This window comes from Chitinivibrionales bacterium (assembly GCA_035516255.1).
Taxonomy (GTDB): Bacteria; Fibrobacterota; Chitinivibrionia; order Chitinivibrionales; family FEN-1185; genus FEN-1185.
Map to the genome: position 1 here is coordinate 1 of DATJAL010000044.1, position 23,834 is coordinate 23,834.

At 58.1% G+C, this 23,834-nt stretch carries 16 protein-coding genes; 12 read left to right on the forward strand and 4 right to left on the reverse strand.

Annotated elements, in window-relative coordinates:
- Positions 1-305 precede the first annotated feature (305 nt).
- From VLX68_12160 to VLX68_12170, 3 genes are all read left to right on the forward strand, one after another.
- Entirely contained in the window at positions 306-2,345 is a 2,040-nt protein-coding gene (locus tag VLX68_12160; protein ID HUI92993.1) for an ATP-dependent DNA helicase RecG, read from the forward strand.
- Between the two features lie 169 nt (positions 2,346-2,514).
- On the forward strand, positions 2,515-4,029 hold the full coding sequence (locus VLX68_12165) for a glycosyltransferase (GenBank protein HUI92994.1): 1,515 nt from the start codon (positions 2,515-2,517) through the stop codon (positions 4,027-4,029).
- Positions 4,030-4,060: 31 nt separating this feature from the next.
- Positions 4,061-4,990: a putative 2-dehydropantoate 2-reductase gene (locus tag VLX68_12170; protein HUI92995.1), complete on the forward strand. Its 930-nt coding sequence runs from the start codon at positions 4,061-4,063 to the stop codon at positions 4,988-4,990.
- 235 nt (positions 4,991-5,225) lie between these two features.
- On the opposite strand, the gene VLX68_12175 is transcribed toward VLX68_12170, so the two are convergent.
- Positions 5,226-6,713, reverse strand: coding sequence for a hypothetical protein (locus tag VLX68_12175; protein HUI92996.1), 1,488 nt, complete (start codon positions 6,711-6,713; stop codon positions 5,226-5,228).
- A gap of 132 nt (positions 6,714-6,845) precedes the next feature.
- Here VLX68_12175 and VLX68_12180 point away from each other — a divergent pair, with 132 nt between their 5' ends.
- On the forward strand, positions 6,846-7,457 hold the full coding sequence (locus VLX68_12180; protein HUI92997.1) for an NAD(P)H-dependent oxidoreductase: 612 nt from the start codon (positions 6,846-6,848) through the stop codon (positions 7,455-7,457).
- Positions 7,458-7,465: 8 nt separating this feature from the next.
- Here VLX68_12180 and VLX68_12185 read toward each other — a convergent pair whose 3' ends face one another.
- Positions 7,466-9,970 (reverse strand): hypothetical protein, encoded by a 2,505-nt coding sequence (locus VLX68_12185; protein HUI92998.1) that lies wholly within the window; start codon positions 9,968-9,970, stop codon positions 7,466-7,468.
- A gap of 492 nt (positions 9,971-10,462) precedes the next feature.
- Between VLX68_12185 and VLX68_12190 the strand changes: the two genes are divergently transcribed.
- The 8 genes from VLX68_12190 (at position 10,463) to radA (ending at position 19,004) form a co-directional block, all read left to right on the forward strand.
- Positions 10,463-11,338, forward strand: coding sequence for a YicC/YloC family endoribonuclease (locus VLX68_12190; protein ID HUI92999.1), 876 nt, complete (start codon positions 10,463-10,465; stop codon positions 11,336-11,338).
- A 33-nt stretch (positions 11,339-11,371) separates the two neighbouring features.
- Positions 11,372-11,578 (forward strand): DNA-directed RNA polymerase subunit omega, encoded by a 207-nt coding sequence (rpoZ, locus tag VLX68_12195; protein ID HUI93000.1) that lies wholly within the window; start codon positions 11,372-11,374, stop codon positions 11,576-11,578.
- A 208-nt stretch (positions 11,579-11,786) separates the two neighbouring features.
- A complete protein-coding gene (coaBC, locus tag VLX68_12200) occupies positions 11,787-12,977 on the forward strand; it encodes a bifunctional phosphopantothenoylcysteine decarboxylase/phosphopantothenate--cysteine ligase CoaBC (GenBank protein HUI93001.1) in 1,191 nt (396 codons plus the stop codon).
- Entirely contained in the window at positions 12,970-13,863 is an 894-nt protein-coding gene (locus VLX68_12205; GenBank protein HUI93002.1) for a uracil-DNA glycosylase, read from the forward strand. Before coaBC ends, VLX68_12205 begins: the two co-directional genes overlap by 8 nt.
- A complete protein-coding gene (gene dnaB, locus VLX68_12210; protein ID HUI93003.1) occupies positions 13,823-15,196 on the forward strand; it encodes a replicative DNA helicase in 1,374 nt (457 codons plus the stop codon). Before VLX68_12205 ends, dnaB begins: the two co-directional genes overlap by 41 nt.
- Positions 15,196-15,993: an ABC transporter permease gene (locus VLX68_12215; protein HUI93004.1), complete on the forward strand. Its 798-nt coding sequence runs from the start codon at positions 15,196-15,198 to the stop codon at positions 15,991-15,993. The genes dnaB and VLX68_12215 overlap by 1 nt, the downstream gene beginning before the upstream one ends.
- Before the next feature lie 73 nt (positions 15,994-16,066).
- Positions 16,067-17,476 (forward strand): ATP-binding cassette domain-containing protein, encoded by a 1,410-nt coding sequence (locus VLX68_12220; protein ID HUI93005.1) that lies wholly within the window; start codon positions 16,067-16,069, stop codon positions 17,474-17,476.
- A gap of 160 nt (positions 17,477-17,636) precedes the next feature.
- The gene (radA, locus tag VLX68_12225; protein ID HUI93006.1) at positions 17,637-19,004 is read left to right on the forward strand and encodes a DNA repair protein RadA; all 1,368 of its coding nucleotides are present in this window, start codon (positions 17,637-17,639) and stop codon (positions 19,002-19,004) included.
- A gap of 263 nt (positions 19,005-19,267) precedes the next feature.
- On the opposite strand, the gene VLX68_12230 is transcribed toward radA, so the two are convergent.
- Positions 19,268-23,497, reverse strand: a complete 4,230-nt coding sequence (locus tag VLX68_12230; GenBank protein HUI93007.1) for a discoidin domain-containing protein — start codon at positions 23,495-23,497, stop codon at positions 19,268-19,270.
- A gap of 52 nt (positions 23,498-23,549) precedes the next feature.
- The gene (locus tag VLX68_12235; GenBank protein ID HUI93008.1) at positions 23,550-23,753 is read right to left on the reverse strand and encodes a hypothetical protein; all 204 of its coding nucleotides are present in this window, start codon (positions 23,751-23,753) and stop codon (positions 23,550-23,552) included.
- Positions 23,754-23,834: the final 81 nt, after the last annotated feature.

Sequence of the window (23,834 nt, forward strand, 5' to 3'; positions counted from 1 at the left end):
ATAAAATTAAATCAGGGCGTTCCCCTCGCCTTCGCCAAAGCTTAGGCTCAGGTCGGCGCCCGGCCGCACCCAGGAGGGGGTGTGAGTGCAGATCGTCCCGCGCCGCGCTATAATGTTTTGATTGACACGATCAGCGTGCGCCGCGGGAAAGCTACACCCCCGGGGGAAACTTCCCCCTAAAAAGATTTAGATTGTAAAAATACATCCTGAATCCTTACCCTTTTTATTTGTCCATTCAAGATAGTATGTTTAATAACAATAATACGTGCATCGTGCCGAAATAACCGCGCAAAGAACAACGAATCATGCCGCGTTCAATTGATTTCAGGATCGACTTTCTCACTCCGGTCAGCGTCATTCCCGGCCTGGGAACCACACGGACCGCCGCGCTCAGCGAATCGGGCATATTCACCCTCGGCGATCTTCTGTACCATTTTCCGCGCCGCTACATAGACCGGTCCAAGATAACTCCACTATCCGAATGCCACAACCAGATCGGTTCTGTGGTCAACGTGATCGGAGAGATCACCAGAACACGGGTCGAGCGCGGCAGGCGGCCGCGGTTCAGGATACAGCTTTCCGACGCGACCGGCACCATGGAAGCTCTCTGGTTCGCCGGCATCCCGTATTTCCGCAACGTCCTGAGCGTGGGCCAGCGCGTGCTCTGCACCGGAACGGTCTCGTACCACACCCGCGTGCAGATGGTCCACCCGCAGACCGAACGGCTGGCCGAAAACGCGCAGGTGCCCGACGTGCTGTTCCTTCCGGTGTACCCGCTCTCGCTTGCCATGGAAAACGCGGGGATCGGCCAGAAGCTGTTGCGCAAGTCAATCGACTGGGCGCTGCGGAACATCCAGCACTTTCCGCAGCTGCTGCCGCACGCCATCGAGGAGAAACGGGGCTTCCCGCCGCTTGACAAATGCATTTCGGCGCTCCACCGTCCCGCCGACCCCCGGCGCCTTGACGCCTTTAACGCACGCCTGGTATACGAGGAACTCTACAAGCTCGCCCTCACTCTACGCTGGAGCAGGCGCAAGTTCGCGCTTCCGGGCCGGAGCATGGAACCGGGCGCGCTTCCACAAAAAATCGAGCGACTGCTTCCCTTCACGCTCAGCGACGGCCAGAAAAAGGCCGTTGCCGTGCTGCATGCCGACGCGGCCGGCGACCGGCGCATGCACCGGCTCCTGCAGGGCGACGTGGGATCGGGCAAGACCGTGGTGGCGTTTTTCGCGTGCCTGCCCGCGCTCAACCAGGGTATGCAGGTTGCATGGCTCGTGCCCACCGAAATCCTCGCCCGCCAGGCGTTCACGACGCTCTCGCGGTGGCTCGATCAGCTTGACATACGGCATGACCTGCTCACGGGCCGGAGCGCGCCGGCCGACCGTGCAGCCATCGCCAAGGGGCTTTCCGGCGGCGGCCTCAGGTTCCTGGTGGGCACCCATGCGCTGCTGCAGCCGTGGGTGAAATTCAGGAAGCTCGGCATGATCGTGATTGACGAGCAGCACAAGTTCGGCGCGCAGCAGCGCCTCCTGCTTGCGGAAAAAGACGCGGCGGCCGACCTGCTGGTCATGTCGGCCACGCCCATTCCGCAGACGCTTGCCAAAACCCTGTACGGCGACCTGGACGTCGTGTCGCTGCAGTCGCTGCCCGCCGGCCGCATGCCGGTGAGCACCCACCTGGTGCCGGAAAACAAACGGGGCGACATGGAACGTTTCGTGCTCAAGGAAATTCAGACGAACGGCGGCCAGGTGTTCCATGTGGTCCCGAGGATCGAGCGGGACGATGGCCCGGATGAAGATCAGAATCTCAAGGACGTGCAGACCGTTTATGATTCCCTTAAAAAGGGCGCATTCTCGGAAATTGAAATGGCGCTGGTGCACGGGCAAACCGACCCGGACGAGCGGCAGGAGATCATGAAAAAATTCGCAGCCGGAAAAATCAAGGCGCTTGTAGCAACCACGATCATCGAGGTGGGGATAGACATCCCGGCCGCGACAATCCTTATCGTCGAAAACGCCGAGCGATTCGGCCTGTCGCAGCTTCATCAGCTCCGCGGAAGGGTCGGAAGGTCGCCAAAAAAATCCTATTGCTTCCTTCTTGCCGATGCGGCAGAGGGCACCCCCGCCCATAAGCGGCTGTCTTATTTCTGCGCGCACCACAACGGGTTCGACATAGCCGAAATGGATCTTTCGATGCGTGGTCCCGGCGAAGTTGCGGGATTCCGCCAGAGCGGCTGGGAAAACCTCCGGATGGCCGACATCCTCAGGGACGCCAGGCTTTTCAATGAAATCCAGAACGATCTCGATGAGCTTTTCCTTAAAACCGCCTCCCTGCCCGGGCGGTAAAGAACCTTCATTTTTTATTGGTTGCCCCCTCCCTTTGAATTTATTTTATTTCTATAACTGTTTTTGTACCGTAAATCCCAATATATTATATTAAATCCTATTAAATTTTTCGCCTGATCCATTTTAACGGCCCGGACTCTTGTTCATCCTTACAAGCAGGTAAAAATTTATGATCCCAGTCATCGTATGTACGCTCTACGTCATGTGCTCAATAGCTCTTCTAGCCTACGGTGCGCAGTGTTACATACTCACTTACCTCTATTTGAGGAAGCGGCCTGTCAAGCTTGATTTTCAACGGCGCACCATGAACTATTTCGATTCGATCACCGATGAAAAAGGATACCCGACCGTGGTGACGCAGCTTCCCATGTACAATGAAAAAACCGTTGCCAAGAGGATCATCGAGGCGGTTGCCGCCATGGATTACCCGCTTTCAAAGCACGAAATCCAGGTCCTTGACGACAGCAAGGACGAAACGCGCGAGCTGGTGGACAAGACAGTTGCGCGTCTCGCGGCGCAGGGCCACAGAATATCGGTGATCCGCAGGACAGACCGCACCGGATTCAAAGCCGGCGCGCTGCAATACGGCCTCGAACGCACCGAAGCAGAATTCGTCGCCATCTTCGACGCCGATTTCGTGCCGCACAAGGATTTTCTCAAGAAGTCAATCTGCTTTTTCATCAACAGGCCGAAACTCGGGCTCGTTCAGGGAAGATGGGCGCATCTGAACAGCACGGCGTCCCTCATCACGCGGCAGCAGGCAATGGGCATCGACGGCCACTTCATGGTGGAACAGGCCGCCCGCAGCTGGAACAACCTCTTCATGAATTTCAACGGCACCGCCGGCGTTTTCCGGCGTGAGGCCATTAAATCCAGCGGCGGCTGGCATCACGACACGCTCACCGAAGACATGGACCTCTCCTACCGCATGCAGCTCAAGGACTGGGAAACCGAATATGTGCCCGACCTCGAAGTGCCGGCCGAACTGCCCGAAGATATCAATGCGTTCAAGAACCAGCAGTTCAGGTGGGCAAAAGGTTCCATACAGACCGCGCTCAAGATCATCCCGCTCCTGTACCGGAAAAAACTCCCGATTTTCAAATTTCTCCAGGCCATTCTCCATCTGACCCATTATTCGGTGCACCCGCTCATGCTCATGCTCGCCTTTCTCACGCTGCCGGTGCTGTTTTTCTTCAAAGTCTATCTGCATCCGGCCATTCTCGCAAGCGTCATCTCCACGATGATTCTCGCCACGAGCGGCCCGGCCAGCATGTATATGATTTCGCAGCATTATCTCGGCCATAAAATCAGGAGAAAAATCCTCATGGTTCCGGCCATGATGCTTATCGGCACGGGCCTGGCCGTGAACAACGCCAGGGCCGTCATCGAAGCCCTGTTCCGCAAGAATTCCGAATTTCTCCGCACTCCCAAAAAAGGCCAGTACGCGAAGACTTCATACAAGCCCCTCAAAGACATCACGTGGATGATCGAGCTTTTTTGCGGACTCTATTGCCTGACCGGCCTGTGGCTTTTCATCGGATTTTCAAACGCGATCGTGAGCCCGTTCCTCGTGCTTTATTCATCCGGCTTTCTCTTTGTGGGGATGCTCTCCATACTGCATTACCGGAGGCCTGAGCTTATTTCCCTCAGGCTGTGGCAGCAGCAGCTCCCTGCGCCGGAATAAGCCGGGCAAGCTCCCCGCTTTTTTATTCAAAGTGAAATCATACGCAATCATCGGCACAGGCGCCATCGGCGGATATTACGGCGCACGACTTGCTGCCGCCGGGTTCGACGTTCATTTTCTCGCCCGCAACGATTACCGGTACATCCGCGACAACGGCCTTGTCATCGAATCCAAGGACGGCAATTTCACCCTCCCCCGCGTCAATGTTTACAGCAGCGCCGCGGACATGCCGGCCTGCGACGTCGCCGCGATTACGCTCAAGGCGACGGCAAACCACATTCTCCCGGAAATTCTTCCCGCGGTTGTCAAGAAAGACGGCGCGGTGCTCGTCATGCAGAACGGCTTCGGCTACGAGGAGCAGGTCGCCAAAATCGTTGGGCCCGAACGCGTGCTCGGCGTTCTCTGTTTCATCTGCTCGAACAAAACCGGCCCTGGCCATATTATGCATCTTGATTTCGGGCATGTCACCGTAGCCCAGTTTACAAAAGACGATACGCCGAGCGGCATCACCCCGCTCATCAAGGAAGTCGCCGCCGATTTCACCAGGGCCGGGATCACCGTGCATACGGCGCCCGACCTCGGCACGGCGCGGTGGAAAAAGCTGGTGTGGAACATCCCCTACAGCGGGCTTTCGGTGGTGCTGTCCGCCTTGACGGATGCAATTAACAAAAACCCCCAGTCGCGGGAACTCGTCGTCAATCTCATGCACGAAGTGCGCGCGGCCGCAAGGGCCTGCGGCCACCCGATTGAGGAGGGATTTGTCGCCAAGATGATTTCCGACACCGATTCCATGACGCCCTACCGCACGAGCATGATAATTGACTATAAGGAAAAAAGGCCGATGGAAGTTGAGGCGATATTCGGGAATCCTTTACAAGCAGCAAAAAAGGCGGGAGCAAAAATGCCGCTGGTGGAGATGCTGTATCAGGAGTTGAAGTTTATGGATGAGAATAATAAATAATTAAAAATAGAGTTGTTCGTTCCCCCGCCTCGCCCAATTAGTGCGAGGCGGGAGGATTCGCCGCTCGTGCTGTCCGAGCCCGCTCATCTTATTTTTTCCGTGCCGGGTGAGTTTCACAAGCGGCCCGAGTGCCGACCTGAAAAACAGTCCACGCAATCCGCCCCGATTCATATCTTCACCATAATATTATTCCCTTTAATCGATTATCATCCCGCTTTGCCTGTTCCTGCCCGTCTTATTCCTTCTTCCCCTTCAACATAAACTCCACCCCGACGCCGAACTCAAACCCGCTTTCCTGGCCTGACAAAAATGCAAGCGTGAAATCCGCTCCCAGCATCCGGTTGAAAAACGTTCCGCCGGCGCCCAGGGAGAACCGGCTCACGCGCTGGTCGCTCCCGAAGGCAAGGCTGTACTCGCCGTTGTCATTGGAAAACTGGGAGCGCGCCTCCACGGGCGTGAACTGCCGGAATTCGTCCCCGTGGTACTGGCCCCAGCGCGAGTTGAGGCGCATGTTGTCGTAGCCGAGGCGGCAGAATGCCTCAACGGACTTGGGAATGCGCAGGCCGGGCACCGCATTCACATTTCCTTCGAGCCCAAGCCCGATGTAATCGTAGCCGCGGCTCTTGCCCGGCGTGTTCGCGCCCGCGCCAAACGAGGCCCAGAAAAATTCGTGGCCGTATTCGAACCATGCTTTTCCGTAGGTTTGCAGAAGCGAAGATGCTCCGATCCCCAAAGTAAACGACGAAAACGCCCAGTTGGTGTCGCCGCGGGCCGGACCGTACTGCAGCGGATAGTTCTTTGGACCCGGCGCATAGTCCTGGATTTTATTTCGCCAGTATTCCATCGACAGCGCAGGCTGATAGGTGAATCCCGCGTACCCGATTTTTCCGATGGTGTTCCACTGCCACGAAACGCTGTCGCCCACGAGCGCGTCCTCGTTGCCGTCCGGCTTCTGCGGCGCCATGCCCTTGGTCACGTACACAAAATGGTTTGACGCGATGTCGAGGTTGAAATTGCTCTGCACCGGCACGCCTTCCGTGCCGATGTTCACGTCGCCGCCGTACGAGGGAATGGTGCCGTAAAAAAAACGGTCTTCGAAGGTGTTGGTGAGGTCCCTGAGCGAGTCGAGGTTTCCCGTTGCGCCGCCGTGGATCCCGATCCTCACGAGCGGGTGCACCTGGCTGCCAAGATACGCCGAAAGCCGCGTGAGCCCCATCACGGTGCGCGAATCCTGGCCGGCCGATGTGGTGAGCGTTCCGGTGTATCCGGTTGCGACGATGCCGAACCGCATGTATTTTGCGGGCGTTTCCGCCGCGACCGTGACGCCGAACCGGTGTAGCGGCGCAAGCGAAAGCGTCTGGCCCGCCGATGTCCGCTCGAGCCATGCCGGCTCGTAATCGAACATGAGGTAGAGAATGTCCCTTTTCCCCACTGTCAATTCCGGAATCACCGGTACGTTCGACGATTCGCTGCCGCTGTCGGCGGTTTTCGCGTTTACAAGGGAGAGCATGTTCCAGCCCAGTTCCAGGTGCACGCTGCTGCTCTCTTTTTCAAAAATCCCGAGCGGAGAGCCGAAGGCGTCGTATTCGTTGTAAGCGTCGGGGTCGGTGAAGCGCGGTGTTCCATAGGCCTGGTCGGAAATGGGCCTTGAAGAAAGGAGGCCGGTTTCGGAGACGCCGGCCCAGGCTGAAAACGCGATTATCAGGATAAAAAATAATGGCATATTCTTTTTCTCCGGATGAATAACAAGGCATTGCCGTCTCGTTCCCAATATAAACAATGCGCCGACTCGATTGCCTTGGGCATTGTCAAAACGTATTTATTTATCACTGTAGTTATTTCAGTGAGGTCCTCAATGAAAATTCTCATGATCCTCGGCCATCCTGACAAAAACAGTTTCAACCACGCCATTGCCGCCGCGGCCATGGACACCTTGGAGGCAAACGGGCACACCGTATTGTTCCACGACCTTTACGAGGAGAGATTCGACCCGGCCCTTCCCTCCCAGGAAATCGCTGACCAGGCAATTTTGCCCACGGATATCGAACTGCATTGCAGGGACGCGGCAGCGGCCGACGGCATGGTGATCGTGCACCCCAACTGGTGGGAACAGCCGCCCGCAATTGTCAAGGGATGGGTCGACCGGGTGCTGCGGCCGGGCGTGGCCTACAGGTTTCTTGATGGCGATAGCGGCGCGGGCACCCCCGTCGGCCTTCTCAAGGCGAAATGCGCCGTGGTGTTCAACACATCGAACACGCCTGAAAAACGGGAGCGCAAAGTATTCGGCGACCCTCTTGAGATGCTTTGGAAGAATTGCATTTTTAATTTATGCGGAGTGAATAAATTTTACCGGAAGATGTTCCGCGTGGTCGTGACCAGCACCATGGAACAGCGACAGGCGTGGCTGGGAGAGGTAAGGGACAGTATCGATCGATATTTCTCAGCTGACGAGAAAATTAAGAAATAATGCATGGCCTACAAAACGCCGTCGCGGTCCGGCAGGAACACTTCCGTCAGAATGGCGCTTATCGCCGCGAAAAAGGTGAAAAGAAAAATGCGCCATAAAAATCCGGTGAGCAGGTGAATGGCATCCGTCTGCACGGAACCCAGAAAAACTGAAGTCATCGTCGCAAGAATTCCTATTAGCAAACCTGCAACCGCCGCCGATACGATGCGCATCTGAAGCGCTGCGCCGCCGGCCCCGAGCGTGACGGCCGCGCCCGCGATGAACGGCACGACGACGAGGGGCAAAACTATCCCCTTGAACGCGGGAAGATGATGGGAGCCGCTTTGAAAGAAATATTCGGCCGCGCCCATTACCGCGGCGCCGCAAATTGCCCACGCAACGGCATGCCAGCGCCGGGGAGGCAGCGCTGCGCGCTGCTTTTCACGGCGGGCCACCCTGCTCCTTATTGTCAATGGCCAATTGTAAAAGAAGCCGAACACCCAATGCTCCAGAAGCGCGCCGCTCTCGCCGAACACGGGCACGATGTGCACCGCGCCGGTCGCCCAGTGAACGGCCATGAACCGGGCAAGCACCGGATACCGGTACGCCATCTGGATGGGAAACGCCAGATACCCGACATATTTGAAAAAGGCCAGCACGAGCGCGATATTGTAGTCCCTGACGTTGCGTTCCCTGATGACAAGGTACAGCACGTAAATGCCCCGCGCGATTGATCCGGGGGAAACGGGGATCACCTGGAACAGGGCGACGATGCCCGCACCCACCGCCCAGGCCTGCGCCCGGGGCATTTCGGGGTGCGAGAGCACATACCAGACGGCGAGCGCGATGGCCACGACATGGGTGGTGGGCATCAAACAGATGTGAACGGCAAGACTCTTGAGGTACTTCTGTATGAAAGGCTCCTTCACCTGCGATATAATCGTACCGGCGTCCTCTTCGCTGATCTGCCGCGTCTCGCGGCCCTCGGCCACCATGTCAAGGAGCCACCGCTCGCGCGCGGCGCTGATGAAGAAAAGCCGGAATGGCCGGACAAAGATATAGTCGAGCCGGTCCTTGGCGTATTCCCGGTTTGTCAGGAATTTATGGAGGACAGCGGGCAAGAGCGACAGGCAGCAGTGGAAAAGGAAAAGGCCGAACGACGACGCAACGGCCCGGGCCTCGCGCTCGTCAATGCGGCCCGCCCGGTGCCATGCAGCCGCCATTTCCAGCATTTTGCCCCTGACCACGGCGCCGAGGTATTTCGTATTTGTCAACAGCAACGAATAGTGGCGCCGCCAGCCCTCATGGGACCACAGCCGGCGCACGATTTTTCCCGCAACCGGGACGCATCCGATCAGGCTGAAAAGGACGGTTTTAAGCTTGTTTTTTCGAAGAGCAAGCTCTCCTGCCGTGTCAACCACGTGCCGGACGCCCCACCCGGTGACCGCGCTGTCAAGCATTGTTTTCCAGAGGCGGCCGCTGCAAAATATCCTGAAATGATGGTGCGTGATGTCCGCGACCGAATCGCGGTAGATCGCCTCGGCGGTCTTGAGTTCATCAAGTAGCCCGTTCATGTCCTGGAACTGTTCCCGGTGCGATGCCACGAACGTCTCGAGCTTTTTCACATCGCCGCGGTCGAACTGGACAATGCTGCCGCGGGCAAGCCCTTTCAAAATCAGAATAACGTCGCCGGGGCTCATGGGTAAAAAGGGCAGAAGCGCAAGTCCCGCCCTGAAATCGACGGCCACAAGCCCGCGGGAGGGCTCGTTGTCGGTTTCGAGGCGCTTGAGGCAGTTGGGCTGGCTCTTCCAGGTGCTCCATTCGTACTGCCGCGCGAATTCATGAGCGCCGACATCATGCAAAAGCGAAACGAAATCGGCCATGAACCTTTTTTTCGACCGGTATTCAGGCGATCCGAGTTTCATTTCGTCAACCTTGCCGTGCCGCGCCCAGAGTCCGAGAAGGTCCATGCGCTCGTCAATTTCCAGCCGCCAGGTGCGGCCCGCGATCCAGTCGCTCATCTCCCCCATGCTGCCGAGTGCTGCGTCGGCAAAGATCGCGTGAACGTCGTTGACCATGCGTTCGTCGCCGAACCGCACGCGGGCCGCCCTGCGTATGAACTTCTGCCACAGCGCGCCGCTTTTTGCCGCGGCCGGATTGCATTGGAGCTGAAAGGCCCCCTGAAACCCGACCGCATAGAGCGCATCGCGGAACCATTTTGAGAACGCCGAGGGCGGGATGAAGATTTTCAAGGCATACGCGCCGCCCACGGTAATGCCGGAAATTCCCTGCGGTCCCAGGCTCTCCACGCGCACCTTGTAAACCTGGCCCGCAAAACCGCCGCCCGCAAAACGCTCCACCCTCAGGTCGGCGCGGCATTTTTTTTGGGCGCCATGTGCGGCAACGGGCTCCATGTCGTAGGACAGGAGTGCCCCCTCGTCGTAGCGCGAAACAGGCGCGGGCCGGTGCAGGCCCAAATTGCAATATGCCCGTTCGAGTTCCCGGCACAATGTGGGAGAATATGAATCGGTCACCGGTGTATTTCCTTTTTGTAAATCGCCTTATAAGCAAGAGTATTTATTTGATCGGCCGAAGATTTCAAAAAATAGTATTTTTGGCGCGACAATTTGCGGTTATTATCGGATTTTATTAAAGTTGACCATAAAAAATTGAAAATTCTTTTTAAGGGGGACCGTCTCCCCCTCTTTGGCGCCGGAGTCTCGTGGTATGCGTAGACCAGAGTGGCTGGCGAACCACAGTGACCGCCGGCGTGCGGCATCTCGATACTCCGCTCCAAGGAGCGGCTACTCGATGACCGCGCGACGAGGAGGCCGCAACGAGGGATTTCGCGCGCCCAACTTGAAAGGGCGCGCAATGCGACTTCCCCCGCCAGATATATCTTTCATTGCTTTATTCCCCTACTTCTTTGCCCATTCTATAGATATCATATATATTTAATAGGTTTTTCTCCAGAAAATCCAGAAAATGGAACCCATAAAACCATCCGGCGGTGGCAAGGGAATGGTATGCCCATAAAAAGCATGACAGGCTTTGGCCAAGCGGAAATGCATACGGCTTCGGGCACGTTCAGGGTGGAGCTGCGCGCGGTCAACAACCGGTTTCTCGACCTGCAGATCCGTCAGCCCAAGTCACTTTCCAACCTTGAGCAGAAGATTAAAACCACCATCTCCGAGACAATACCGCGCGGCAGCGTGTCGGTGTTCATCTCCTGCGACCGGGAAAACGGCGACGCGAAACTCACCTGGGACAAGGCATCGGTGGAGAATTATCTGCGGATCTTCCGGGAAATAAAGAGGAAATACAAGCTTGCCGGCGATGCGACCCTGAGCGACCTGCTCCATTTCAGCGACTTCATAAAAGCAGAATCGGTGCAGGCTGATGAAAAAACGATATGGAAGCATTTCAGCCCGGTGCTTTCCAAGGCCATTGAGAATTTCCAGCGCTCGCGCGCTGACGAGGGCGAGCACCTGATCCGCGACCTGAAAAAAACGCTCGACGCCGTTTCACGCCTTTTAAAGGACGTGGAGGCGCGCGCGCCGCACCGCATCGAGGAGTATTCAAAGGAGCTTTCGAAACGCATCCAGAAGCTGCTTGCCGGCCCGGCCGACGAGGCGCGGCTGGCGCAGGAAGTGGCGCTCATGGCAGACAAGATGGACATTTCGGAGGAATGCACCCGGCTGCGCGCGCACATTAATGCGTTTGTCAAGGACTTCGCCAGCAGCGAGCCGGTGGGCAAGCGCATGAACTTCCTGTTGCAGGAGATGAACCGGGAGGCCAACACCATCGGCTCCAAGGCCAACGACACCGAGATATCGCACCTATCGGTGACCCTCAAGGAAAACATCGAGAAAATACGGGAACAGATCCAGAACATAGAATAAATGCGCGCGGCGCGCGCCGCGCAAGGAGGAGCAATGCTCGAACAGGAACTTGACGAACTGGAAAAACGGGGCATCAACCGGTACAAGGCCGTGATCATGGCCGCCCAGGAGGCCCGCTTCATCAACGACCAGATCCGGCTCGGCATCGTGAAGCCCGAGGACAAGCCAACCACGTCCGCGCTCAAGCGGCTGTTCGAGGGCCGGGTCGTCGAGAACGAGGAAAACGAGGCAGAAGGATAGGAAGAAAAGAGTGGCCGCAGAGACACAGAGCACAGAGAAAAATAAAATAGAGTTGGAAGTTGAAGGGTGAAAGTTGAAAGCAACGAAAAGAGCAAAGCACATTTAACTTTCAACTTCCAACTTTAAACTGTTTGCCATCCCTGTGTCCTCTTTGCCTCTGCGGCGATTTTATTTTATCGTCAGATAAATCTGCTGGAGAAACTATCCCATGGAACCCGTCCAGCGCATCGTCCTCGGCATCACCGGCGGCATCGCCGCCTACAAGATGCCGCAGCTCCTACGGCTCCTTTCGAAAAACGGCATCAGCGCCAAGGTCGTGCTCACCCAGAGCGCCCGCCCGCTCGTGGGCGAGGAGGCGCTGCGCGTCGTGTCGGGCAATCCCGTGTACTGCGAGGACGTCCCCGCCGGTCACGACATGGCGCACATCGAGCTTGCCAAATGGGGACAGCTCCTGCTTGTGTGCCCGGCAACCGCCAACACCATCGCCAAGATCGCGAACGGCATCGCCGACAACCTGCTTACCACGCTCGCCCTCTCGTTTGAACACCGCACCATAATCGCGCCCGCCATGAACACCGCCATGTGGAACAACAGGGCCACGCAGGACAACATCGCCGCTCTCAGGGCGCGCGGCTGCACCGTGCTGCCTGTTGACGAAGGGGAACTCGCGTGCGGCGACGAGGGCCCGGGCCGGCTGCTGCCGCTCGAGACGATCGTTGAACGGGTGCGCGGCGCGGGGCGGCCGCGGCCGCTTGCCGGCAAAAAGGTGCTCATCTCGTCGGGCCCCACGAGCGAGGCGCTTGACGCGGTGCGCGTGATCTCCAACCGCTCGTCGGGCAAGATGGGTGCCGCGCTCGCCGCCGCGGCCCTTTCCGCGGGTGCGGACGTGTGCGTGGTGTCGGGACCGGCCGTCGCGCCGCTGCCGGCCGGCTGCCGTGTTGTGCGCGTCTTCACCGCGCTCGAGATGAAGGCCGCGCTCGAAAAGGAATTCAGGTCATGCGACATTTGCATCATGGCCGCGGCCGTGGGCGATTTCAGGCCCAAGGAGGTGGTGCAGGGGAAAAAGCACCGCAGCGGCGCCGCTTCGTGGACCGTGGAGCTCCTGCCCAATCCCGACATCGCCGAAGGCCTGGGAAAAAAGAAAAAGCGCCAGATCCTGGTCGGTTTTTCCCTTGAAACCAAGGCCGACGAAGTTGCCGCGCGCGTCAAGATGAAAAAGAAAAACTGCGACATGATGGTGGTCAACGCGGTGGAATCGGCCATGGAGGCCGACGCCGCGAGCGCGGCCATCATTTACAAAAACAAACCGGCGCAGCACCTTCCCCGCGCAGACAAACGCGAACTCGCTGAGAAAATCATGGCCAGCATCATCACGCTCATGGGGCCTTCGCATGGATGACCTGCGCGTTTTGGCGGCCGCCTATGTCGCGCAGCAGCGGGAAATGGGCATGCCCGATATTATTTGCGGCCCCGGCGCAAGCGCCACGGCGCTGCTGAGGGCGTTTGACAAGAGCGACTCCGGCCGTCCGCAGCCGGCTTCCCCTTCCCCGCAGAAAAAATCGCCCGCCGGCCCCGTGCAACAAAAGACCTCCTCACCGCGGCTTCTGCCCGTCTCGCATCTCATTGGGGCAAGAAAAAAAACCTTTCCCTCCCCCGCCGCCCCGGCGGCGGAAAACGATCCCGTGCGGCAGGCGCTTGCCGAACTCTTTCACGCCACGAAAAACTGCATGGAATGCGGCCTGGGAAAGACCCGCACGAAGTTCGTGTTCGGCACCGGCAACCCGCGCGCGAGGCTCATGATCGTGGGCGAGGCGCCGGGGCGCGACGAGGACCTGCAGGGCCTGCCGTTCGTGGGCGCTGCCGGCGAGCTGCTCACCAAGATGCTCGCCGCGATCGACCTTGACAGAAAGAAACACGTGTTCATCGCCAACGTGCTCAAGTGCCGGCCGCCCGACAATCGGACCCCCGAATCATCGGAAATCCTCGCGTGCGGCAGGATCCTTTCGGGCCAGATCGACATCATCAAGCCCACTGCGCTGCTGCTCATGGGCAGGACTGCGGCCCAGGCACTGCTCAACACCTCCGAAAGTCTTGGCGCGCTGCGCGGCAAACAGCATTTTGTTGCAGGGATCCCCGCCTTTGTCACATATCATCCGGCCGCGCTCCTGCACAACCCGGCCAACAAGACCCCGGCGTGGGAAGACCTCAAGAAGCTCAAAATTATTTTTTCCGAACTGGGTGTATATGCTGCAAGTGAGAACGAGCGAACCGTTTACAACAGATAAGATCCCGCCGCAGGCGCTCGAGGTGGAGCGCACCGTGCTCGGCTCCATGCTCATCGACCAGGTGGCGGCCGACACGGCCATGACCCTGATCAAGGAAGACTGCTTTTACGCCACGCAGAACCGGTATATATTCCAGTGCCTCGCAGCGATGTCGGAAAAGAACATCCCCTTCGACATCCTCACCCTTGCCGAGGAGCTCAAGAAGCGCAGCCTGCTCGAAGCCGTGGGCGCCGAGCCGTACCTTTCGGAGCTCGTTTCGAGCGTGGCGACGTCGGCGAACGTCGAGCACCACTGCCGCATCCTCATTGAAAAATCGACATTACGCCAGCTCATCACCACGGCCGGCGAGATCACCACCGAGTGCTTCTCCGCCGACGCCGAGGCGCCCGTCGTGCTCGACACCGCCATGGGAAAAGTGTTCGGCATTTCCGAGGCGCGCATCAAGAACACGTTCGAGTCGCTCAACGACCTCCTGCCCAGGACCTTCAAGGACATAGAAAATTATTCCAAGGGCGGCGTGCAGGGCGTGCCCACCGGATTCAAGGACCTCGACGAGATCACGTCGGGCCTGCAGAAGGGCGACTTCATCGTCGTGGCGGGCAGGCCGTCCATGGGAAAGACCGCGTTCGCCCTGTCCATCGCGCTGCACGCCTCGGTGGCCGCCAAATACTGCACCGCCATTTTCTCGCTTGAAATGTCGAAGGCGCAGCTCGCGCAGCGCATGCTGTGCGGCGAGGCGCGCATCGACATGCACGCACTGCGCAGCGGCAAGCTGCCGCAGCGCGAGCTGCCCAAGCTCGCCATCGCGGCGGGGCCGCTCGCCGAGGCGCCGCTCTTCATCGATGACACGCCCGGCATCACCGTGCTCGAGTTGCGCGCAAAGGTGCGGCGGCTCAAGGCAAAGCAGAAGCTTTCGCTCGTCATCGTGGATTATCTCCAGCTCATGGACTCGTCGATACGCATGGAAAACCGGCAGCAGGAGATTTCGCAGATCTCACGCTCCTTAAAGAGCATCGCCAAGGAGCTCGAGGTGCCGGTGATCGCGCTCTCGCAGCTGTCGCGCGCGCCCGAGCAGCGCGGCGGCGATCACCGGCCGCAGCTTTCCGACCTGCGCGAATCGGGCGCGATCGAGCAGGACGCCGACGTGGTGATGTTCGTGTTCAGGGAGGAATTCTACGCCAAGGACGACCCGACCAAGCAGGGCATCGCCGAGATCATCGTTGGCAAGCAGCGCAACGGCCCCACCGGGGTGGTCAATCTTGCCTTTGTCAAGCAATATGCCCGCTTCGAGAATCTCGCCGTGCCGCACGGCGACGAGGGGGCGCAATTCTGATGACCGCCGTGAGCATGGTCTCCCAGGTCGGGCGCGGCTTTTTTGCCCTCGTGGCCGGCGGCAAGACGTTTCTCGCCCATGTGGCCCGCATGGCCGCGCTGGTCGTGAGCATCTTCTCCCGCGTTCCCCTTATCGTGAAAAACGTCCCCATCTCCATCGAGCAGATGTACGGGATCGGCATCGACTCGCTGCCACTCGTCTCGGTTATCGCGATCTTCATCGGCGCCACCACGGTCACGCAGGGGGTGTACCAGTTTTCTGGTTTCGTCCCGCTCAAGTTTCTCGGCCTCGCGGTGTGCAAGACGCTCATCAATGAGATAGGCCCGGTGTTCACAAGCATGGTGGTGGCCGGCCGCATCGCCACGGCCATCGCCGCCGAAGTCGGCTCCATGAAGACCGGCGAGCAGCTCGACGCCATGCAGTGCCTCAACCTCGACCCGGTGCGCTACCTGTACATGCCCAAGATGATCGCGTGCATGATCATGGTTCCCATGCTCGTGATCTGGAGCGAGCTGATCGCTTTCATCAGCTCCATCTTCACGGTGATCTTCTCGGTGAAGATGACGCTGTTCGTCTATATCAACGGGCTCAAATTCCTGTTCAACCCAAGCGACCTTATCCTGGGCGTGGTGAAGACGTCGGTATTCGGCGCCATCATCGCGCTCACGGGGTGTCATTTCGGCCTCGAAACCAGGGGCGGCGCCGAGGGTGTGGGGAATTCCACCACCAAGGCGGTGATGACCGCGTTCGTGCTGATACTGGTTTTTGATTTTGTGATCGCGTTTATTGTGTGGTGATTTTAGAAGAATACATTACCTATTTTTATGGAGGACGCCTCACCCCTTCTCCCCTGGTCCGAAGGGCGGGGTGATGAGGTGGGGCGCAAACGATCAGGCAAAAAAATCCATGCTCAAGATAGAACACCTCAAGAAACGCTTTGGCAACCAGCTCGTGCTCGACGACGTCAACCTCGAAATCAACGTCGGCGAGGTGGTGTGCATCATCGGCCAGAGCGGCGGCGGCAAGAGCGTGATCCTCAAGCACATCATCGGCCTCATGATCCCGGACGGCGGCCGCATTCTTCTTGACGGGGAAGAAATATCCTCCCCCACCAAAAGGCCTTCCGATTTCGACAAGGTGCGCAACCGCCTCGGCATGCTGTTCCAGGGCGCCGCCCTGTTCGACTCCAAGAGCGTGGGCGAGAACATCGCGTTCCCCCTGCGCGAGCACACCTCGTTTACGGAGGAGAAGATCAGCGGCATCGTGGCCGAAGCGCTCGAAATGGTGGGGCTTCAGCAGAGCTTCCAGTACAAGATGCCCTCCGAGCTGTCGGGCGGCATGAAGAGCCGCGTGGGCCTCGCGCGCGCGCTCGTCATGAAGCCCGAGATCATGCTCTACGACGAGCCCACGAGCGCGCTCGATCCCATCATGACCGACAAGATCAACGACCTCATCCTGTCCCTGCGCAACAAGCTCAAGATGACCTCGGTGGTGGTGTCGCACGACATCGCCTCGGCGTACAAGATCGCCGACAAGATGGCCATGATTTACGAAGGGAGAATCATCTTCTTCGGCACGCCGGCGGAAATCCGCGCGTCGCGCAACCCGTACATCCAGCAGTTCATCCGCGGACAGCGCAAGCTGCAGTACGCCGTCGGCTCCAAGGACGAGGAGGAATCGGCGCTCCAGAAAACGGTGGACATCGACGAGATAAAACAGCGCGTCACGCTCGACCGTCGTTTGCGGCGTGACAAGAGCTTCGACGCCGCCGCGCGCGACGCGCTCACCGGCCTCATGGGGTTCGAGCAGTTCTCGGCGGTGCTCAAGGACGAGATCGAGCGCTCGATCGGCGACCGCGAACCCATGGCGCTCGCCCTGTTCGGCCTCGACCGGCTCAGGGAGATCGGCGACAAATATGGCCAGGAATTCTGCGGCACCATAATACGCGAAGTGGGCAGGAAAATCGGGCTCAGCATCCGCGGCACCGACAGCGCGGGCCGCTTTTCGAGCGACGAGTTCGCCCTCATCCTCACCAAGACCGACCCGGCGGTCCTTGACAAGACCGTTGAGCACATCAGGAAACGCATTATGGAGATCTCGGTGAGAACGCCGGTCGGCGAGAACGTCCACCCGGTGCTGAGCGTGGGGGTCGCCCTGTGCGGAGAGACCACGGCTTCGGCGGAGGTGCTCACCCACACCGCGGGACAGGCACTCAGCCTCGCCCGCCAGCGCGGCGGCGACCGTGTGGAGATCGCGGCGATTCCGAAATCGCAAGAATAAAAACTGCCACGGAGACACAGAGAGCACAGAGATAATTAACAGTTTAAAGTTGGAAGTTAAAAGTGCTTTGTTCTTTTCGATACTTTCAACTCTCAACATTCAACTTCCAACTCTATCTTATTTTTCTCCGTGCCTCCGTGTCCCAGTGCTCTTCCCAACCATGAACAAAAAACCCTCAACCGTCTTCGTGTGCAGCAACTGCGGCCAGGACTTTGCCAAATGGCTCGGCCGCTGCACCAACTGCGGCGCATGGGACACCATCACCGAGATGCGGGGGATCAAGGCGACGCCGTCGTCACGGCCGGCGGCCGGCGAGCGCGCCCCGATCGTTGAATTCTCAAATTGCAAGGCCGACGAATCGACCCGCATCCGGGGCGCGTTCCCCGAAATAGACCGCGTGCTGGGCGGCGGCCTCATACCCGGCGCGCTCATCCTGCTCGGCGGCGATCCCGGCATCGGCAAATCAACGCTGCTGCTGCAACTGCTCGCCTCGTGGGCGAAACAGGGCAAAAAGGCGCTTTACATTTCCGGCGAGGAATCCTCCGAGCAGATTTTTCTGCGCGCCGGACGCCTCGGCGTTGCCGACGCGCCTCTGCAGATGCTCACCGAAACGTGCATCGAAGCCATCATGGAGAAACTGGAAGAGGCGAGGCCTTCCATCGTGGTGATCGACTCGATCCAGACCATGTTCTCCGACCTGCTCGAAAGCGCGCCGGGCAGCGTGTCGCAGGTGCGCGAGTGCGCGTCCATGCTGCTCCGTTTTGCAAAGCAGCACGCGACCGCGGTCGTGCTCATCGGCCATGTCACCAAGGACGGCTCCATCGCGGGCCCGCGCGTGCTCGAGCACATGGTCGACACCGTGCTGTATTTCGAGGGCGATTCGCATTACCAGTACCGCATCGTGCGGGCCGTGAAGAACCGCTACGGCCCCAGCGGCGAGATCGCCATTTTCTCCATGAGCGACCGCGGGCTCAAGGAGATAACCAACCCGTCGGAGTTCTTTCTGCTCAACCGCGCCAACCCCCAGGTGGGCACCGCCGTAGTGCCGGTGCTCGAGGGTACCAGGGTGCTCATCGTCGAGGTGCAGTCGCTTGTCAACAAGTCGCATTTCGGCCTGCCCCAGCGCGTGGCATCGGGCATCAATCCGAAAAAACTTTCACTGCTGCTCGCCGTTCTGGAGCGCTTCGGCGGCTTCGCGCTCGGCGAATACGACATTTTTTTCAACATCGCGGGCGGGCTCACGGTGGCCGAGCCGGCCGTGGACCTCGGCGTCGCCGCCTCGATCATCTCCTCATTCAACAACAAACCGCTCGCCAAGGAGCTCGCGTTTGTCGGCGAGCTCGGCCTCGGCGGTGAAATACGGCCCGTCAACAACATGCCGCTTCGGCTCCGGGAACTCTCGCGCATGGGGTTTTCCCGCTGCGTGGTGCCGAAGCCGCATAAAAAGGCCGACTGGACGGATGCGAAGAACGGGATTGAGTTGATTGAGTGCGGGAAGATCGGAGAGGTAAGGCAGGTTATTTTTTAAACATTGGTTCGCTGCCTCACCTTGATTTCATTCCAATTTTTTCTTTAAAAGACCACCCGTATGACCGGCTTGAAAAACAAGCCCATGAATGATAATAAGGAACAATACACCTTGTGCCATAACTCAATCAAATAGAGCTTCCGACTTTAGACCAAAATTGCACATTAACAAATGATAGTTTTCACAGGAAAATTACTCACCACATTTTGTCATGCTATCCAATGCCGAGGCATTCAATTCCCCTGAGCGACACTATTTCATGGTTATTGCACGGACACAGTAAAAGCCTTGGCCGCACTCCTCTTGTTTCCGGCCTTGTCGACCGCCGTAACGTTCCAGGTGTGCGTCCCGGCCGAAACCGTGCCGACGGTATAGGTCGCAAGAGGAAGTCCGTACGCCTGGAATTCATACAAAGAACTTCCCCACGCCGTAGCGCGTTTGACGCAAAAAATTCGGATATATCTTCCCATCGCGTTGAGGCCGCGGATTGTTTCGGTGCCGCCTTTTCCCGCGGTCGTTTGATACACCGATTTTCCCGTCCAGTTCGAGGTGTCGTTCGAAACGTCCAGCTCGTAGGACGAAGCATAGGCCGCTTCCCATACAAGCGTCACCGAATCGATACGGGCGGGCGCCCCCAGATCGACGCACAGCCACTGGCTGTCGGCCCACGAGCTTTCCCAGCGCGTCGACAGACTGCCGTCAACCGCGTTTGCCGCACCATTGCCCTGGTTGGTCGAAGAAGCGAAGGCGGTTTTGCCCAGGGCCAGATTTCCGTATGAGGCGGTGCCGGAATCGGCGTTTACATCCGCCACTACGTTTCCGTCAAGAGCCAGTTCGTAATGATCCATGCCGGTTCCATTGTCAGAGGCGGTTTGCCAGTAAAAATTAACGGCCGGTCCAGCGACTGCCGAATTATCCGACGGGCTGACAAGGGAGAACGGCGACGGCGGAATCGTGTCTGAATAGGTAAATGTCCATTTCGCCGATGAAGTGGTCAGATTGACCCAGTTGACCGCGGTTATGTACCATTGGTACGATCCCGGGGAAATGGCGGTGAAGGCATACGCTGTGTCGGTTGTCGAGGCGATTTTACTGTTGTTGACGTAGACGTCGTACCGCTGGATTCCCGATTGCGGGTCCGAGCTTTTGTTCCATACGAGTACCGGTTTGGTACTCTGGACGGTTTGACCGTTTGCAGGCATAACCAGGCCGAACGCAAGGGGCGGCGTGGAATCGTTGAAGCCCTGGTCGACGGCGCCGACCTGGACGCCGCTCGAATCCACGGTTCCGCTCCAGTTTATTTTGATCCTGCGATCGAACGTACCGCTTCCGATGCGCGAGAACGGCTCGGTCGCCCCGTTAACCGTCACGGCAACGGTGGTGGCGGGCAGGAACCTGTCCGAAATGTACAGCGACGAGACTTTCTGCGGTTTGTCAAAACGTACGGTGATGTTCTGGTTCTGGTTCGTGCTCCCGCTTTCTTTGTAGGAAATGGTGCCGTAGGACCCCGGAACGCAAAACAGCGCGTTGTCGAGTTCGTGGTTCATGGAGGAGCCCCACTTGTCGGTGGTGGACGGAAGTTTCGGCTCGACGTACAATTCATCGGTGTACGCGTTAAACCAGAAACCGATAAGAGAGTAATAATTGCGCCATACCACCGGCATGCTTACGTAAAAACTGTGCCCGCTCCAGTCGGTTGAGGCGAAATTGTCGCCGGGCCCGTTGTAAACCAGATAAATCCCGCCGTCGAAAACCCTGTTGCGGTTTTCGAAATACCGGTTGTAGAAATCCCTCTGGATTGCCCTCCACTCAGCCACCCTGTTTGTGGTGAGGCATGCGCCGCCCAGATGTCCGAGAATATAGGGAACCCAACCCTCATTTTCGCCGTCCGAACCCGCAGCCGCCATCCCCAGACTAAGCGGCTGCCAGAAATTGTTCAATAGATAGCTGAACGTGTTGTTGATCTCATCGTCGCCGAACATCTGGTCTTTGTGAAAATACAGCGACATCCACAGCCCGGCAAACGGCGTCTCCTGGTTTGCGGTCATGGAGGCAGACGGATTCGCCAGATACCGCGCCCTGAAGGAGGCAACGCCGGCGGTGTATGCTTTTGCAAAGCTGTTCTGCAATGCAGTGTCGCCGTAAATTCCGGCCATTTCCGCAACGATTTCGAATACCGTAAGGGCCAGTCCGGAATTGTAAAGATCGTGGTCCTGCGGGCCCTTGTCGTAGGTTGCCCCGGTGCCCTGGAACGTGAAGGGATATGTTGTATTCGCGTTAAGGCTCGATGCCATTTTGTAAAGACGCTGCGCGGTCCGCTTGAAATACGGCCAGAGGGCGTCCATACGCGCCTTGTCGCCGGTCGCGACGAAGGATTCGTACATGCCGAACAGGAACCCGCAATCGAGGTCGGCCCAGTTGGGGCCGCCCCATCCGTGGTAGCCGGGCGCGTCCCACAGGCAGGTTTTGTGATCGGTCACCTGACCGGCGCCGGGGATGAAATCGTGTGAGATCTGGCCGTCGTCATCGCCGCCCACCATCTCGGTGCGCGCCCAGTATTCCATCTGTGAAGCGTTGGGCCAGGAAAACATAGGGCCGTTGATGCGCCATATTTCGGAACCGAACGCGTGCCACCCCTGGTCCATCTGGCCGAACCACGTGTAGACGCCTTCCCATTCGCTGTAACGGCCGTCTTTCGTATAGATGCTGCTGTTTGACCACGTTGTCTGGTCGAGCGTGGTGTTCACGATCCAGTCGGGAACGTTGGACCCGCGGAAGCGCTCAACGAATTGCACGGCGCGCGATTCAAAATCGCTGAAATCGTCAAGACCTGCCTGGGCAAAGAATTGCGCACTGGTCCCGATGTTCGAATAATAATACCCGGCCGGATCATCGGACTTGCACCACGAAAGGACGAACTCGATGTCCTTTTTCTCGCCCGGGCCGAGCGTAACTTTTGCCGCAACCATGTTGGCCGTGCCGGACAACGCGTTGTTGAGTGCGCCGGAGGCGAGAAAACCGGCGTCGTTTCCAACGCTCACGACAGCCGCAGGATCGCTGCTTTGGACAAAAAGCGCCTTGGACGGCGCCCCGCCCTCCGCGGCAAAGCCTTTTCCTGAAATAACGGCTGGCGTCTGGTCGGTGGAAATCTGGAACGCGCAGGCCGCATCCGCCGCGCTGCTGCCCAGATTGCGCAAAGTCAAGTGGTAGAACGCGACCGGCCATGTCATTTTCGTCTGGTCCGCAGGATTGTACGGCGCGAACGCGGTGAGCGTCACCGACACGTTGTTCGTCGCGCCGAAATTCGCATATTCCACCGGGAAAATCGCGTCGTCGTCGTATCGGTTGGCGGCGTTCCAAGTCCGCTTGGCAGCAGACAATTTTGCGTTCGTCAAGATGGTCGTCCCTCGCTTGGTGTACAGTGAGAACTGCCAGTTCGGCTGCTGCACGTAATCCTCCTGGCCGGCGGGTGTTTTCGCCTGAAAAGCGAACTGGCCGTTCCACGGACAGAATTTCACCGCTCCCGCTCCCATGCCGCCGAGCGGCGCTCCGGTGGTGCCGTCGACCGCCTCGGCAACGGTAAAGCTGCAGGTGCTCGACACCTGGTCGCCAGCGGCGGTCCTTGCGACAACGCTCCATGAATGCGTTGCGAACGCTGTTGTCCCGGCAAAAGCCGTAATCGCAACTTCAGCAAATGTGACCCCGGCGGGAACACTGTCCGCCACGATGTTTCCGTCCACGTTCACCGCATACCCTGTGGCGCCGGCCATTGGATTCCATTCGAAAATTATCGAACCGCCCGGCGACTTGAACACGCGGGAATTGAAACCGGGGTATACGATGTCGAATGCGGCTTTTTGAAGGACAAAATCATATATCCCCGAATATGAATCTATTGAAGTCTGCGCTCCCTTGTATCCGGATGCGGTCACAATCAAAGTATCCACAGTGGCCGCACGCTTTGCGGCTGCAAGCGTGCTGAAGTCGCGGACGCGGACAAGGCCGCCCGATGTCATGCCTCTGTTCACGCGGGTAAATTTGCATACGGTAACTCTGGGGCCCACTTCCGCCTTCACCAAGAATACTTCCGAAGCAAGGCATGCTCCGCCCAGCCCCAGCCGGTATTCGCCGGGCGTAAGCGCTGTGTTGACGAGATCGGCGGCCAGCCTGCCTTTTAGATCGTACATTCGTATATGCACAATCTGAGTGGCTGCAAGGGCAAACAAAAGTGATTGGCCTCGGATTATAGGCGCGGTCGAGATGGCCCTTTCAAGCAGGGCAAAACGATTGGCCGTTGAAACAATATTGTAGGCGCCGGCTGAGTCCGTCGTCGCGTTGAAACCTGCATTTGCAAGACGTACCGAGGCGCCATGGATTCCCATTCCGCCTGCGTCTTTGACTGTTCCCGTAATGGAAATTGACTGGGCGTGCGAAAGGAAGAACATGCCGACCATCATCATGCAAAAAACGTCCGAACGATTTTTTGAGTTCATCTTATTTCTCCCACATTGTTTTCCATGAATTGCGGCAACCGTTCGCCGCGCCTTATTCCGCAATTACCGTTTTCTGCTCTTGATTCGTATATTCCACGAGCATATGCGTCGAATTATCACCCGTATTGAACCAAAACATGATTTTATCGCCGGACACGGTAAAGCAATCGGAAAACGAATATCGCAGCGCCGTGGGACGGATGTCGTTGTACTGCGACATTGCCTGTTCAATCATTCTGGCCTTTATTGCTCCCATTACCGTCTCCCTCGTGTAAAAGTTCCCCCATCATTCGAACCATCATCCTGCATATAATAATGTACCACCATTTCTGCTTGA

Excerpts from the sequence above, each read along its gene's own strand:
- VLX68_12160 (HUI92993.1), top strand. The coding sequence starts at position 306 with ATGCCGCGTTCAATTGATTTCAGGATCGACTTTCTCACTCCGGTCAGC.
- VLX68_12165 (HUI92994.1), top strand. The coding sequence starts at position 2,515 with ATGATCCCAGTCATCGTATGTACGCTCTACGTCATGTGCTCAATAGCT.
- VLX68_12175 (HUI92996.1), bottom strand. The coding sequence starts at position 6,713 with ATGCCATTATTTTTTATCCTGATAATCGCGTTTTCAGCCTGGGCCGGC.
- VLX68_12180 (HUI92997.1), top strand. The coding sequence starts at position 6,846 with ATGAAAATTCTCATGATCCTCGGCCATCCTGACAAAAACAGTTTCAAC.
- VLX68_12190 (HUI92999.1), top strand. The coding sequence starts at position 10,463 with ATGCCCATAAAAAGCATGACAGGCTTTGGCCAAGCGGAAATGCATACG.
- rpoZ (HUI93000.1), top strand. The coding sequence starts at position 11,372 with ATGCTCGAACAGGAACTTGACGAACTGGAAAAACGGGGCATCAACCGG.
- coaBC (HUI93001.1), top strand. The coding sequence starts at position 11,787 with ATGGAACCCGTCCAGCGCATCGTCCTCGGCATCACCGGCGGCATCGCC.
- VLX68_12205 (HUI93002.1), top strand. The coding sequence starts at position 12,970 with ATGGATGACCTGCGCGTTTTGGCGGCCGCCTATGTCGCGCAGCAGCGG.
- dnaB (HUI93003.1), top strand. The coding sequence starts at position 13,823 with ATGCTGCAAGTGAGAACGAGCGAACCGTTTACAACAGATAAGATCCCG.
- VLX68_12215 (HUI93004.1), top strand. The coding sequence starts at position 15,196 with ATGACCGCCGTGAGCATGGTCTCCCAGGTCGGGCGCGGCTTTTTTGCC.
- VLX68_12220 (HUI93005.1), top strand. The coding sequence starts at position 16,067 with ATGAGGTGGGGCGCAAACGATCAGGCAAAAAAATCCATGCTCAAGATA.
- radA (HUI93006.1), top strand. The coding sequence starts at position 17,637 with ATGAACAAAAAACCCTCAACCGTCTTCGTGTGCAGCAACTGCGGCCAG.
- VLX68_12230 (HUI93007.1), bottom strand. The coding sequence starts at position 23,497 with ATGAACTCAAAAAATCGTTCGGACGTTTTTTGCATGATGATGGTCGGC.
- VLX68_12235 (HUI93008.1), bottom strand. The coding sequence starts at position 23,753 with ATGGGAGCAATAAAGGCCAGAATGATTGAACAGGCAATGTCGCAGTAC.